A 14862-nucleotide genomic window follows, 5' to 3' on the forward strand; every position below is an offset into this window, starting at 1 on the left:
TTATATTGGTACTAAACTAAAGTAAAATTTAATGAAAATTAATCTACTTATCACCCCTTATCGCGACGCATATTTTCACCATGATTATGGTTCAGCAGTACGTGATTTACAATTTATAGAAACACTTAGCAGGATTAATGAAGTACATTCAATAACGGTTATTAATAGGCCTGTATCAGTGCTCGAGCGCTTACTACTCAAAAAGCCAACAAGCAAAAAAATAAAGATGACTAAGGTAGCGACCTTTGACTCAACGTCTAAAGATATCTTTGGCGCAATTAAAGGACGAAGCTGGGCTAACGATGTTTACCATAAAGTTATAGAAAAGCACCTAGATGAAACAAAAGTAGAAGACTGTATAAATGTCTTTCTAGACTTTCTACCTATAGGTGAATTTAATCCTACTAAATTGCAAGGCTGGCATTATTGGTATGACTTTATAGATAATTTTACTAAGCACAATCGCTTTAGCAAAAATGAAAAAGCACTTGTTAAACAAAAGTACCGTTTTGTTGCACAACATAGTGACTTGGTTAGTTCGGTGTCCCCCGTATGTTTAGAGAGTAATGGCCCTTATAGAGCTCATAATACTACAGTGGTTTCAAATAAAGTATTTGAAGCGAGTGAACTACCAACAAAAGAAAATAGCGCAACAAAGCAATATGATTTTGGCTTTATAGGCTTCATTACAGATAAGTTTGATATAGAGTTTGTTAAGAAAATTGCTAAAGATCATAGTGTAGCTATTTACGGTCAAGTCATGGATAAAAAAGTTGGCGAAACTCTTTCATCACTCTCTAATGTGACAACCTTTGGTAAGTTTTCATATAGTGAAGTCCCAAACATTTGCCAGCAATTTAAGGTTGGCCTATTACCTTATCTGGCAGAGAAAAGCCACGATGGCTCACCGTTAAAACTCTATGAATATATGAAATATAACATTCCATGCTTAACCTCTATAGACTATGAAATCACTGATACTCGCTTTATCCGAAACTATAACGATAGTGTTGATCTTTTAGCGGATATTTCAGATATGCTCAAAATCTCGGGCAGTGAAAGTATTTCTCAAGCCATTAAAGAAGAATGGAAACTAGACTTTAGTTTAAAGAATATTATCAGTACCTTATCGGAAATAAACAGGCCTAAATAATGAATACAGTTGCGATTATAGGCACGGTTGGTGTACCTGCTTGTTATGGTGGGTTTGAAACCTTAGTAGAAAACTTATTAGATGAAAAAGACAGCTCACAAGAGATTACCGTTTATTGCTCTTCAAAAAGCTACCAAGACAAACCTGTAAAATATAAAAATGCCAATTTACATTATATCCCATTGCACGCAAATGGTGGGCAAAGTATCCCTTACGATATTTGGTCTCTGTGCCATGCAGCAATAAAAAAGACTAATAATATTTTATTACTCGGTGTATCTGGCGCCATTTGCTTACCTTTTATTAAGCTATTTTCAAAGGCAAAAATAGTTACTAACATTGACGGTCTAGAGTGGAAAAGAGATAAATGGCACCCATTGATTCAGAAATTCTTAAAATTCTCAGAAAAGCTTGCAGTAAAATACTCAGACACAATTATTGCAGACAATCAAGCAATTGCAGATTACGTGACTCAAGAATATGACGTTAAGTCAGAAGTTATTGCCTACGGTGGCGATCATGCCGTTAATTCATCCCTCAATTTATCAGACGATAACTATGCTTTGGCGTTATGCAGAATCGAGCCAGAAAATAATGTCGAGTTAATTTTAGAAGCATTTAGCCGAACGAATAAAAAATTAAAATTTATTGGTAACTGGGACAACAGTGACTTTGGCCAAAGAATGAAAGCTAAATACCAAAGTTATGAAAATATCGATATAATAGCGCCAGTTTACGATCTCGACTCACTTTTCGAGCTCAGACAAAAGTGCTCTTTTTACGTACATGGCCATTCAGCTGGTGGCACAAACCCATCGCTTGTTGAAATGATGCACTTTAATAAAACAATTTTAGCCTTTGACTGTAACTACAATCGGGCTAGCACAGAAGAGTCTGCGCATTACTTTTCCAATATTGAAGAATTAGTTACTAATATCAACCAAGAAGCGGAAATTGATAATGGTAACAATATGCTTGAGATTGCACAGCGCAGATATACATGGAAAATAGTAAAGCAACAGTACTTCAACCTATTGAATTAAATGACACTTATAAGGTAATCACCTATGCGCAAAGGAATTATATTAGCAGGCGGTAGTGGTACACGCCTGTACCCTTTAACCAAAGTTGTTAGTAAACAGCTAATGCCTGTTTATGACAAGCCAATGGTTTATTACCCGCTTGCAACCTTAATGCAGGCGGGCATTCAAGAGATTTTAATTATCTCAACACCAGAAGAGATCCACCGCTATGAAAACCTTTTAGGTAATGGCGATGCATTTGGCGTGAATTTATCTTATGCTGTGCAACCAAGTCCAGACGGTCTTGCTCAAGCATTTATTATCGCCGAAGAATTCTTAGCCGGAAGCTCAGCTGCTTTAGTTTTAGGTGATAATATGTTCTACGGACATGATCTTACTAAATCACTAAAAAATGCTTGTGCTCAAGAAACAGGTGGTACGGTATTTGGTTATCATGTCGCCAACCCAAGAGCTTACGGTGTTGTTGAATTTGACGAGAAAGGCACTGCCATTTCTATTGAAGAAAAGCCTGTTGAGCCTAAATCTAATTATGCTGTCCCTGGCCTTTACTTTTTTGACTCCCGCGTAGTTGAATTTGCTAAGAATGTAAAACCATCTGCCCGCGGAGAGCTTGAGATAACAGAAGTCATTGACCAATACTTGCAAGCCGGTGAATTGCAAGTGGAAATTATGGGGCGTGGTACTGCTTGGCTAGATACAGGTACCCACGATGATTTATTAGCAGCGGCGCAATTTATTGCAACGGTTGAAAAGCGCCAAGGCCTTAAGGTAAATTGCCCTGAAGAAATAGCCTACCGAAATGGCTGGATTTCTGAACAGAAATTAAGAGAGATTGCTGAACCACTACGTAAAAGTGGCTATGGCGAGTACCTATTAAAATTGCTTGATGAGCGAGTATTTTAATGGAAATTATCGATACCAGCATTCCTGATGTAAAAATACTAGAGCCAAGAATATTTGGCGATGAACGCGGCTTCTTTTTAGAAACTTTTCGCGATGACTGGTTTAAAGAAAATGTCGCTAATGTAACTTTTGTACAAGATAACCATAGCAAATCATCTCACGGCATCTTGCGCGGTATGCATTATCAGCTGAAACAAGCACAAGGAAAACTCGTTAGAGTCATTTCTGGCGAAGTATATGATGTTGCTATTGATATGCGTGAAAATAGCCCAAGCTTTGGTCAGTCTTTCGGAACATTACTATCAAGTGAAAACAAGCGTATGATGTGGGTTCCTGCGGGCTTTGCTCACGGTTTTTATGTCACATCACCATCAGCTGAATTTGTCTATAAGTGCACAGATTACTACGCTCCTGAATTTGAGCAAAGTGTATTATGGAATGATCCAGCACTAAAAATTAGCTGGCCAATTAAAACGAATGAACAGCCGCTACTGTCAGAAAAAGACAAAGCGGGTAAATTATTTAAAGATGCTCAATACTATCGTTAGTATTGGCAAAGTGACTATAAGTAGACACAAATTATGAGTAAAAGAATTTTTATCACAGGTGGGGCTGGCTTTATAGGTTCAGCGCTTGTTCGTTACTTAATAAACGAAACTGACAGTATCGTCATGAATTTTGACAAGTTAACTTATGCAGGTAACTTAGAGTCATTAAAGTCAATTGAAAATGATGACCGCTACCACTTTGTTCAAGGTGACATTTGCGACCAAGCCTTCGCGAGCGAAACAATCAAATCATTTAAGCCTGACTATATTATGCACCTAGCAGCTGAAAGTCATGTTGATCGCTCTATCGATGGACCAGGTGATTTTATTCAAACCAATGTTGTTGGCACCTACGCACTTTTAGAAGCAGCACGTAGCTACTTTGTCACGCTTGATGAACAAGCGAAGCAAGCGTTTAGATTTCACCATATATCTACCGATGAAGTATATGGCGACTTGGGCGAGACAGGCTTATTCACAGAAGAAACACCTTATGACCCTAGCTCTCCTTATTCGGCATCAAAAGCGGCTTCAGATCACCTAGTTCGAGCTTGGTGCCGCACCTTTAACTTGCCAGTAGTGGTAACCAACTGTTCAAATAATTATGGCCCTTATCACTTTCCTGAAAAATTAATTCCATTAATTATTCTTAACGCTCTAGAAGGCAAGCAGTTACCAATTTACGGTGATGGTAAGCAAGTTCGCGACTGGTTATTTGTTGAAGATCATGCAAAAGCTTTATTCTGTGTTGTTGAAACTGGAAAGGTTGGTGAAACCTATAATATTGGTGGTTTCAATGAAAAACAAAACATTGAGGTTGTTAATACTATCTGTAATCATCTTAATGAGTTAGTGCAAGATAAACCAGAAGGTATTACTGATTTTAATCAGTTAATCACTTATGTTGCCGATAGACCAGGCCACGATGTTCGCTATGCTATAGATGCTAATAAAATTAGCTCAGAGTTGGGCTGGAAACCAGAGGAGACATTCTCTACAGGCATTAAGAAAACCGTAGAGTGGTATTTAGCTAACCTAGAATGGTGTCAACACGTTCAAGATGGCAGCTACCAAAGAGAACGCCTAGGTAATTAAAACCAATCTCCGTAATAACAAAGGCAGCTTTATCGCTGCCTTTTTTAGGATAATACTAAATGAAAGCATTAATAATAGGTAAAAGTGGCCAATTGGCGCACGAATTAAGGGATGAACAACCAAATAACGCTGAAGTGTTATGTTTAGGTAGAGACGATGTAGATATTTGCTCTGTGGAATCACTAGACAATGCCATAACTAGACTCTCTCCTAGCGTTATCATTAATGCTTCGGCCTATACTGCCGTGGATAAAGCCGAATCAGATGAGGACGCTGCTTATGCAATAAACCAACATGCCGTTGAAAACATTGCTAAATTGGCAAATAAGTACAGTATACGCCTACTTCATGTTTCCACAGACTTTGTCTTTGACGGCCAACAAAGCAAAGCTTACCTTGTTGATGATAATACTAATCCTTGTGGGGTATATGGCGCTTCTAAACTTGCTGGCGAGCAAGAGATTCAAGAACACTGCCCTGAAAACAGTGCCATTGTCAGAACATCTTGGTTGTACTCATCTTATGGTAATAACTTTGTCAAAACCATGCTTAAGCTAATGCAAGAAAAGCCAGAGCTAGGTGTGGTTTGTGATCAAATTGGCTGCCCTACCTCAGCTAACAGCTTAGCTAAATTTTTATGGAAATTAACTGAGCAGCAAAGCATTGTGCCAATATACCACTGGAGCGATTACGGTGTCGCGTCTTGGTATGATTTTGCTGTAGCGATTCAAAATATTGCTTTTGATGAAGGTTTACTAAAAGAGAAAATACCAGTAAAACCTATTCCTGCAACTAGCTACCCTACTCCTGCCAAAAGGCCAAACTTTAGCTTACTCAATGCGAGTGAATCTTATTTCATTGAGTCTTCAGCTCATTGGACTGTGCAATTAAAACAATGTATCAGCAAACTGAGCTAATTTTGCATTAATATAAAAACGCTCAAAAGGTAAAAGATTAGACTTTTACCTTTTTACAAACTTAAATAGCTAACTAAAATTTACCAAGTAAGCTTGTTGAACAAATTCATAACATCTACGCTATAGCAAAAAAAGATGTACACCATTCATTCAACATTAAGAAATGTATTTTCACCTAATAAGTCTTTTTATTACGATTAGCAGACCTACTTTATCAAGCGCTTTTTTCAACATAGATTTTATTATCTGAATATTTGTCTTGGGGTTGATTTTATAATTTAAAGACTCTTTCCAGTTTTCACTTATAATATCTTTATAGAGTTTATATGACGGCTCTGAACGATATTTTGTATCAAGCCCTAACATTTCTTCTAATAACTCACGGTTATTATATGGTGTAAATACCTCTTGCGATATATCCCACTCTAATTGACTTTGAGCTTGCCAAGAGCCCATTCTATGCTCCCAATAAAAAAGGTCTAATATGTCATAACCTAGTTTTTCGCATAATGGGTTAGCCTCACTAAACCAGCGCTCAACTTCTTCAACTATAAAATCTAGCTCCTTCCATCCTGGCTCAGTTAATGATATTAGTTCCCAATAATCACTTACCTTAACTTTTTTACCAGAAGGGAAATAGTAACACCTCGCTATTTCTGAGCAATTGCCCTTTAGACACATTTTATCTTTTATTTCAGAATGGAAAAGACCATTGGCAATTATGCCCCAATCATTAAAATGATTGGGTTCAGTATTCGTTTCGTAGATTTGTCTAAATTCGTTCGATGGGTTTTGAGTACAATCTATAATATTGTGGGTAAAATTATTATCTTGCAACAGCTTCCGAGGAATAGATATATCAGTTGACTCTTCATTTAGATCTCTATATTTCAGAGTATATATGTACATATCGTTCAGGTAGTCTTTCGCTAGCGATAAAAGAAGTCGCGCATCCCAACCAGCTGTAACAGGAAAAGACAAATCATATCTATTATTTGCTATCTGAATTGACTCTTTAATTTTTCTCGTACATATTGCTTTAGATAAATGATAATCACCCCTCGATTTTAACGGCTTACGAGGCCAAAAGCGCTCTTGAGCTAGGAGCTCAGTCTTTAACATATGATTAGGTATCAAACTACGTACTGAATTTCTTGTTGATAACCCACTCGGCATAAAATGCTCTATATTATCTTTAACATATTTTGAGTTGTCATAAATACCCAACTCTTTTTCCCCACTCTCGATAACCCCCATATGATTAAGTATTGAAACTGAACTTCCTGCACAGAACTCATCTATACTAGTCGTATAAAAAAATCGCTTCAAACAGCATGCATCACCAATAAATACATAACCATCCACATCTTTTATTGCTAAAACAAACCGACCAGAAAGGCTATCGAGATAATCATAAAACTCTTCTTTATCGCTATATTTCAATGCTATTTTAGTGATTACATCTTGATTATTAGAATGCAAACTATTTGGATCAATAATAAATCCAATAAGTAAAACATCGTGCTTCATTTGAGATGTATAAGTAATTTCACAACTTAAATGATGATAAATATTAAATTTGTGAAACCGAGTATTCAGGAAGTCGGGAATTACACCAGAAGGCTGCTCTGCAGATAAGAAAAATTGATTCTTGAATAAATCCATAATTTAAAACCATCAAAAGGGAAGCTGGATCATAACCTCTTCTCAAAACAATATGAAGTCATTTAGTTAAGCGTTATTGAGCACTATTAATTCTAAGCCTTTTATACTTCGCCTAGTAACAAAGGTTTCCTCCAAAAATAGAAAACATCAATATTCTGCTATGCACCTTGCAAGAAATGCAAGCACTTGATCTAGAATAATAATTAGCTAGTTCTGATGTTTTAGGCAAACAATCAATTTAATTTTTTGATAGCTTTGTAACAGCCACTTTTATGGGCTTGCTAAATGTAATAATATGAAGTCAAACACATACAAGGACAGTAAATGATAGCTATGACTAAGCACATTTTTCTCTATTTTATCTTCATAACGCTGCTGACTGCCTGTGGTGGAGGTAGTGACGCAGATAATAACCAACCTACGCCCGAACCAGCCCCAATAATTAGCAGCTTTACCGCCAGTAAAACTACTATTATGGCTGGCGAAACTATCGAGCTATTCGCTGATTTTTCCAATGGCACAGCCAGCATTGATAACGGTGTGGGTACTATTAGTTCGAATACGCCAGTAAGCATAATTCCTGAAAACAACACAACTTATATGCTTACTGTTACCAATTCAGCAGGTGTTACTGTTACCGCGCAAGTAGCTATTGAAATAATACTTCCCGAAATCATCAGTTTTTCTGTCTCTGCAAGTGAGATTTTAGCAGGCGATAAAGTAAAGATTATCGCTGACTTTTCTCATGGCACAGCATCTATTGATAACAATGTAGGTGAGATCACTTCAGGCATAGAAAAAACGATATTCCCAGAAACCACCACTATTTACACATTAACTGTAACAAATGACTATGGGGTATCCACAACACAAACTATTACGGTTGAAGTAGTGCCATTGCTCGTAAACATTTTTGTTCCTAATACAATCACCGATACTAGTGTCCCTGTTGGTGTTACAATTGAATCTACCTTTGAAATCAACGAAATAACAGCGTCAATTGAAGAGTTAACAACTCAACTTGAGTTTGTACCTACAGGTAACGGCGGCTATTATGGCAGCACTATCTATTTAACAGGTAAACCAGATGGAGAATATACATTAACGGTTACCGCAACAGATATATTTGCTGGTAGCAATACGGCAACTAAAACTATAATAATGGATAACCCACCATCAATCACCTTAACAACACCGTTAGAAGGCACAGTGGCAACCCCTGAATTATCAATCAATCTTAGTTGTGATGACAATGTATCTGATACCGAAATTACAGTTCGAGCGACTACAAATTGGCAAGACGGTAACATATTAACCACTGGAGTGAATCAAATTCAAGGTACTTTTGATTTAAGTGCCTATGAAGGCCAAGCTGTAACCCTTAATACTGAATGCAAAGATAGCTCAAATCAGCTAACATCAACTAGCACATCGATATTTGTTGAGTCCTCAAACATACTGAGAACCATTAAAGACTTCTCAACAGCAATAACAGATTACGATAATTCAAGAGCTTTAGTTCATAAAACCAATAATAACAATGCTAGCTTAGCAATCACCAATATAAATTCTAATAACGATGAAACAGTAGACGTCCCTTCTAACGTTATTATTGTAGACAGTATGCTAACGCCAACCGGCGCAGTATATCAAGCAGTCAATAGTGACTGGAATTATGAACCTAGGCATTCGCTAGCAGTTACATATGATTGGAATAATGGTGAGCTATTAAATCTTGGCTGGACAGGGTCAGTAAGTGCAGCAGGAAACTACTTATCTTATATTCAAAACGACTCTTTATGGCAAAGAAATTTGTTAACTAAGGCTAATACATGGATGAGTAGTATTTCTACTCACAGATATGAAAATGAAAATGATTACTCTCTGCATGATATTAGTGGTAATGGCACAGTTGTATATAACATTAGTGCGCAAGGGTATGTAAGCGATATCAAAAAGAACGACAATAATAGCGTTACAACGTTCTCGTTTGGAAGAGATCCGTTAACCGACGGTACAATAAGCGTATACCTAAAGGTTAATAGAGTTACGAATACTACACTAGCCATTGCCATGCATGATGGCAACAATGAAGTAATGCTCACTGACAGTTACGATTACGATAGCTTTGATCCCGAGCCACATACTTATTATGCGGTAAATAACGGCTGGGTTGCCTATACCAACTTAGGCAGTACAGAACAAACTCATGTTTGGACACGAGATACTCAGGGCACCTTAGCACAAAGAACTTTCTTTAGTTCAGATAGCTTAATCGACACCCTGGCAGACAATGGCGAGTTGATGTTAATTCACGACAACAAACGCTACTTGAGTAAGCCTAATGAAGAATTGATATTAATCGGCTCTAGTCTAGGAAAAAGTAAGTATATTAATGGTAAGTGGTATATAGCCATTGGCCGAACACTATTTCAGATAAATCTTGATTAAGTAAATGTAAAAACCAAATAGAATTTATACTTTTTGTGGTCCCTTAACTATGGTTATTTAGTATATATTTCAAAACCTTTAAACTGCTATTTTGCCTATGGGCTTATACATTTACTAGCGTTCAAGCAATACTTAAGGTACTTGAGCAAGCCTGATGGCGAGCTAATCACTTTGGGATTCTTTTAGGAAAAGCAGTTTATAAAAATAATACTTGGTACCTCATAGAAGGTAACACTCTCTCCACGCTTACTATCAATAATTAATAATCTACCTCGGTTAGTTAAAGCTACTTTTTAACTAACCGAGGTTGCTGAAGGTTCAAACGTATGAATGCCGGTTTTCTATTTTAATTGACACCATGCTCTTAGAGTGACGCTAATAAGGCATGATAATTGGCCTTGACTAAGGCTATATTTTGATTTGATTTCGTCTTAAGATTTTCCGAGCTTTCTTTAGTAACAAGTGAAGGCAAGTTAGGCAACTCAGTTATATCATAACACTGATTAAATGGAGCAACACTCCACTCTTGAAGAAAGGCATCTAGCTTTTGTACCAGAGGGTTTATACCATAATGTGGTACGCTATAGGACATGGCTGTAATCACTCCATGTAAACTAGTTCCAAAAAAAAGCTCAGCATTTTTAATTACATACATAATCTGCCAAATATTCAAATCATGTAATAGTACAGTTTGCTTAGGCAATGCTCGGTGTACTTTATTTAAAAGTTGATGATCATCATGCCCAGAAGCATAACCTATAGGCAATAGTACTACCTTCTTATTCAGCCTGCTTGCTAGATCATCAATTAATAACGTTAATTTATTTGCAGAACAACCAACTTTCCCAGGAGCAGCTTGAAAAACTACATACTGTACTGGTAGCTCTTCAACAAACGTATCATCTATCTTTGCTTCAAGATCAGATTGAGCAAGCAGGTCAGACATTATATAAGCTGAATCTGGCGCTAATACAGTATCTTTATATAAAGGACTTATTTCCTCGTATGTTCTTACATCTCTTACCGAGAAATAACTAGCGTTAGCAAATCGAGCAGACACATCTGCAAGCTCTGTTTGAGTTAAGCTCTGCACATCACCTCCCACTGTATTAAATACTATATTAACAGGTTGAGAAAATGCTTTTTGCGGAGGAATAAATGGATATTCCCACTGAGCAGAATATCGGGTGTCGGCAAATTTAGCGAACAATGCCGGCAAAACCTTTCTAAAAATTTTCAAAGCAAAGTGATACAAACTACTACCTTGCATATGCAGATATAGTGTTTGATTCTTAGTACATAAAACCTCTCCACCAACAACAACTATGACTGAATTAGCAGGCAAGCTTTGAGTTAGCTCATTTATACTTTTTGTTTCTTTACAAAGATAATGACTTAAATTTGACTGACTAATAGCGGCAAACTCAAACTCAAACTCCTCCAAGATGTGCTTAGCATACTTCTCAACAAACATTTGAAACAAAATAGGCATAATATTATCGCCATAATTGTATCGATCAAACGCGCCATATAGCACAATCTTCTTCAAAGTACTCTCCATTTTCGCTTTTAATTATCTACAAGTTGCCTATCATGCTGTTTAGCAGAATAGATAACAAATGAGATGATAATGAGTTGAGGGATTATGCCAAATAAACTGTAGATAGCAACAGCGTAAACATCATCGGAAAATAGGCTGTAACCTATATAAAACCCCAAACTTGATAAAACAAAATTCAATAGACTATTAAGCAATAAAAATCTCTCTAGCCTTAACACTGGGATAGCTGCAACACAAGGACGATTAATAAAATTAAAATAAAACCAAACACTAAGCCATTGTGATAACGCACCAGCTAACCGCCAGCCATCACCAAACACCAGAGTAAAAAGCTCTGGGCCAAACAAGATAAAAATCAGCAGAGGAATAACGCCGATCAACGCTAACCACATGGTTCCTTTTACAATTAAAGGACTAATAGGCCTTCTATTATTAAATGCTTGATTTACTTGAGGGTAAATTACATCATTCACAGATTTAGCAATCAATGTAACAGGTAATTGCAATACTGTTCTGCACAAAGCATAAAAACCTACTGAAGTAGCGCCGAATAAACTTGCTAGTAATAATACCGGAATATTTTGATTTAAGTTTACAAGGAGTCCCTGTGGACTTCTAAATAGAGGAAACTCTTTGTGCCTCCTAACCTGCTGCATATCAAATGATGCATTTAACGGTAAAAAATGGTTTTTAACTTTTTTCAAGTTCACCGATAACAGTAAAAATAATCCCTGAAATAATGTCGCAAAGATTGTCAAAATAATTAAAGACTTGCCAAAAGGAGCAAACATCCCTACAGCTATTTTAGTCAGGTTCAATAGCAGTGATTGAGCCACTATTGCCTTAGCATTTATTTTAAATAGCTTGTGCCTGATAACCCATTGTGTGCAAATAGCTAACAAAGTACTTGCTAATACTGCTAAAGGTAAAGCTAGCGCAATAAAGCCTGTACCTATATCATCTAACCCCAACAAGCCAGTAACATTTTCTTGAAAAAGCAAAATAATTACAAAGACTATTAACGCAAATATTAATGCTATTCTTAAAGAATTATTAGCCACTTTTATGGCGTTACTATTTTTTTTAGGAAGTACAATTGCAATAGGAAAGCTCAGCGAAGCGAGTGGAAGTAAAATTGCAAGGATGGCTAAAAAACTACCCAGAATACCAATAGCTTCAGGCGTATATAACCTTGTAATAATAGGAGACGCAAGCAAAGACAAAATTTGCGCCCCCGCAGTTCCGCCACTGACTATCATTATATTTTGAATGAGCTTATTTTTAAGGAGCTTGTGTATTGATAAAAGCAAAACAGTCTGTTTTCTCGTCGTTTAAACACCGTAAATTTGCTTCTAAATATCAAGCAATATAAGGTTGCAATATTGTTATTGCTATAGCATACATCCTTGTAATCTATAGACAGAGTTTTCGTACCCGCCTATTTTAATAAGCGAATAGTAACTTGGGATTATTTAATTACGATTGGGGCACTATATAGCTCAGCCATCGCTTCACTAAATTCATCAACTTGTATAGAATCTCTCACTATTTTAGTCGTGATTAACATAACCAGCTCTGTTCGAGCAAAGGTATCAGTCTTACTTGAAAATAAATTCCCAACTATTGGTAATGTACCTAAAACAGGCACACCATTCTCAATTTCATTTTTATTCTCTTGAATTAAGCCACCTAGCGCAACTGTTTGGCCATTTCTAGCAATAATCTCTGTTGAAATCGAACGATTAGTAATAGTAGGCGTTTCAACTTGAGTATTTGTACTTGCCTTACTACTACTGACAGACATAGATACAGATAATGAGATTACGCCATTTGAGTTAATCGTTGGAGTTAAAGAAACATTAACACCCGTTGACCTGTATTGTACCGAGTTTGATACCGAACCCGTATTACCTGTGTCTTCAACAACTTGAGTAATAATAGGAATTTGATCACCAGATGAAATTGATGCGGACTCGCCGTCTCGAACAATCAAATAAGGTCTCGATATCACTCGAGCATCATCTTGCTCGTCACTCCAATTTAAATTAGCTTGCCAATCCCCTGAGCTAAACACGGCGCCGATAGAACCAGAGCTTAAAAAATCAATTTTTGCGATATTTGGCTTAGTCTTTGAGTTATCATATAACCAATCAACACCAGATTTCATATCATCTTTTAACGTGACCTCTAAAATAGTAACGTCTAAAATCACTTGCCCAGGTAATACATCAATTTTTTCTAGCAAAGTTAAGATTTTCTTATACTCAATTGGTGTTGTATTAAAAATTAAGGCATTTTGTTGCTTATCTAAACTAAATTGAACTTGCCCCTGCATTCCAGAGGCAGATTGCCTATTCTGTGTATCTGCGGGGGTATTACTCTGTTCAGACTTGCTTGCTGACGAAGCTCTATTCCCACGCAATAAATCCCGCAAGGACTTTTGCATCTCTTCCGCTTTAGCATATTTAGGCTTATAAACAAAATACTGGTTTTGATCTCCCGCCAAAGGCACATCTAGCTTTCTTGCCCAATAATTAATACGTTCAACTACGGCTTCACTAGCAGAATAGGCTACAAAAGAATTAATTCTAGGCATAGGTACAAATGAAATATCACCATTGCTACTGACTTCAAATCCATCTTCCTCCAACAAGTCGGTGATTTGTTCAATCGCTTCTTCAGGGGTTATATGAGCAAATTCAAACAAGCGTATTTTTCTACCATAGGCTCTTGGTACATCTAGCATATGAATTATCTTCAAAGCCCGTAAAATTTCGTCTCGTTCACCTTCAAGTAAAATAATTTTTTGGTTAGAATTAACAGTTACCTGTGCCGTAGATAACTTCTTCATTATACTGGTAATATTACGACTTTCGCTATATGTGTACGGTACTATATGAGTGATTTCGCCTGAGATATCAGGCACATCAGCTTCTTCTCTGCCAATACCTATAGCAATATTATTCTTTTCGTTCGTTTTACTAGATTTTGCTAGATATAAAATATTGCCTTTTCTGTATGACAATACATTATTTTGATTTAATGTCTCTAATACTGAGGTATAAAACGCCACTCTCTCTATTGGTGTTGCAATATTTAATGTTAATTTAATTTTAGATGCGGCTAATTCAGGCGCTAATACATAATTGATATTTAAAAGCTCATTAAACACCTTATGTGAAAATTCACGAATACTGAGCTGATCAGCCACAAAAGTGATTGGCGCACCTTCCAAATTTAAATCTTGTTTTGCCTTATCCAAAACCTTGTTAATACCACCTAAATCAGGAATTTCTGAAACAGTATACTCCCCAACTACTTCTTTCTCACTTTCCTCATCGCCTTGCATTTTAGACTCATCAACACTAACGTTATCACGCAATATGGATGGCTTCACCTCAACTTGAGTATTTCTCAATCCTTTACTGGCATGCTGTTTATCTGTATCGTTTTCAGTTAACGAGCAGCTGGTAAGAGAAACAGCAAACAAAGCAATAAATATTTTATTTTTATAACAGAATTTCAT

At 36.6% G+C, this 14862-nt stretch carries 11 protein-coding genes; 7 read left to right on the forward strand and 4 right to left on the reverse strand.

Annotated features, from left to right (window positions below):
* Positions 1-31: 31 nt before the first annotated feature.
* From EMK97_RS05920 to rfbD, 6 genes are read left to right on the forward strand one after another with little or no spacing between them, the layout of a single operon-like run.
* Positions 32-1153, forward strand: coding sequence for a glycosyltransferase family protein (locus EMK97_RS05920; protein ID WP_130600315.1), 1122 nt, complete (start codon positions 32-34; stop codon positions 1151-1153).
* Positions 1153-2196: a DUF1972 domain-containing protein gene (locus EMK97_RS05925; protein WP_130600316.1), complete on the forward strand. Its 1044-nt coding sequence runs from the start codon at positions 1153-1155 to the stop codon at positions 2194-2196. Before EMK97_RS05920 ends, EMK97_RS05925 begins: the two co-directional genes overlap by 1 nt.
* A 24-nt stretch (positions 2197-2220) precedes the next feature.
* Positions 2221-3099, forward strand: a complete 879-nt coding sequence (rfbA, locus tag EMK97_RS05930) for a glucose-1-phosphate thymidylyltransferase RfbA (RefSeq protein ID WP_130600318.1) — start codon at positions 2221-2223, stop codon at positions 3097-3099.
* Complete coding sequence (gene rfbC / locus EMK97_RS05935) at positions 3099-3647, forward strand: dTDP-4-dehydrorhamnose 3,5-epimerase (protein ID WP_130600320.1); 549 nt, start codon at positions 3099-3101, stop codon at positions 3645-3647. Before rfbA ends, rfbC begins: the two co-directional genes overlap by 1 nt.
* Before the next feature lie 33 nt (positions 3648-3680).
* Positions 3681-4742, forward strand: coding sequence for a dTDP-glucose 4,6-dehydratase (gene rfbB, locus EMK97_RS05940; protein ID WP_130600322.1), 1062 nt, complete (start codon positions 3681-3683; stop codon positions 4740-4742).
* 59 nt (positions 4743-4801) lie between these two features.
* Positions 4802-5659 (forward strand): dTDP-4-dehydrorhamnose reductase, encoded by an 858-nt coding sequence (rfbD, locus tag EMK97_RS05945; protein ID WP_130600324.1) that lies wholly within the window; start codon positions 4802-4804, stop codon positions 5657-5659.
* Positions 5660-5830: 171 nt separating this feature from the next.
* On the opposite strand, the gene EMK97_RS05950 is transcribed toward rfbD, so the two are convergent.
* Positions 5831-7324, reverse strand: a complete 1494-nt coding sequence (locus EMK97_RS05950) for a hypothetical protein (protein ID WP_130600326.1) — start codon at positions 7322-7324, stop codon at positions 5831-5833.
* Positions 7325-7648: 324 nt separating this feature from the next.
* On the opposite strand from EMK97_RS05950, the gene EMK97_RS05955 reads away from it, so the two are divergent.
* The gene (locus EMK97_RS05955; protein WP_130600328.1) at positions 7649-9775 is read left to right on the forward strand and encodes a hypothetical protein; all 2127 of its coding nucleotides are present in this window, start codon (positions 7649-7651) and stop codon (positions 9773-9775) included.
* 364 nt (positions 9776-10139) lie between these two features.
* Here the strand turns inward: EMK97_RS05955 and EMK97_RS05960 are convergent, their stop codons facing one another.
* The 3 genes from EMK97_RS05960 to EMK97_RS05970 form a co-directional block, all read right to left on the reverse strand.
* On the reverse strand, positions 10140-11324 hold the full coding sequence (locus tag EMK97_RS05960; RefSeq protein ID WP_170176726.1) for a polysaccharide pyruvyl transferase family protein: 1185 nt from the start codon (positions 11322-11324) through the stop codon (positions 10140-10142).
* A gap of 20 nt (positions 11325-11344) precedes the next feature.
* Positions 11345-12646, reverse strand: a complete 1302-nt coding sequence (locus EMK97_RS05965) for a lipopolysaccharide biosynthesis protein (protein WP_130600332.1) — start codon at positions 12644-12646, stop codon at positions 11345-11347.
* A gap of 158 nt (positions 12647-12804) precedes the next feature.
* The gene (locus EMK97_RS05970) at positions 12805-14862 is read right to left on the reverse strand and encodes a secretin N-terminal domain-containing protein (protein ID WP_130600334.1); all 2058 of its coding nucleotides are present in this window, start codon (positions 14860-14862) and stop codon (positions 12805-12807) included.

Source organism: Litorilituus sediminis (assembly GCF_004295665.1).
In the GTDB taxonomy this organism is placed as follows: Bacteria; Pseudomonadota; Gammaproteobacteria; order Enterobacterales; family Alteromonadaceae; genus Colwellia; species Colwellia sediminis.

Coding starts and splice junctions, on each gene's coding strand:
- rfbA (WP_130600318.1), top strand. CDS start 2,221: ATGCGCAAAGGAATTATATTAGCAGGCGGTAGTGGTACACGCCTGTAC.
- rfbC (WP_130600320.1), top strand. CDS start 3,099: ATGGAAATTATCGATACCAGCATTCCTGATGTAAAAATACTAGAGCCA.
- EMK97_RS05925 (WP_130600316.1), top strand. CDS start 1,153: ATGAATACAGTTGCGATTATAGGCACGGTTGGTGTACCTGCTTGTTAT.
- EMK97_RS05950 (WP_130600326.1), bottom strand. CDS start 7,324: ATGGATTTATTCAAGAATCAATTTTTCTTATCTGCAGAGCAGCCTTCT.
- rfbD (WP_130600324.1), top strand. CDS start 4,802: ATGAAAGCATTAATAATAGGTAAAAGTGGCCAATTGGCGCACGAATTA.
- EMK97_RS05955 (WP_130600328.1), top strand. CDS start 7,649: ATGATAGCTATGACTAAGCACATTTTTCTCTATTTTATCTTCATAACG.
- EMK97_RS05920 (WP_130600315.1), top strand. CDS start 32: ATGAAAATTAATCTACTTATCACCCCTTATCGCGACGCATATTTTCAC.
- EMK97_RS05970 (WP_130600334.1), bottom strand. CDS start 14,862: ATGAAATTCTGTTATAAAAATAAAATATTTATTGCTTTGTTTGCTGTT.
- rfbB (WP_130600322.1), top strand. CDS start 3,681: ATGAGTAAAAGAATTTTTATCACAGGTGGGGCTGGCTTTATAGGTTCA.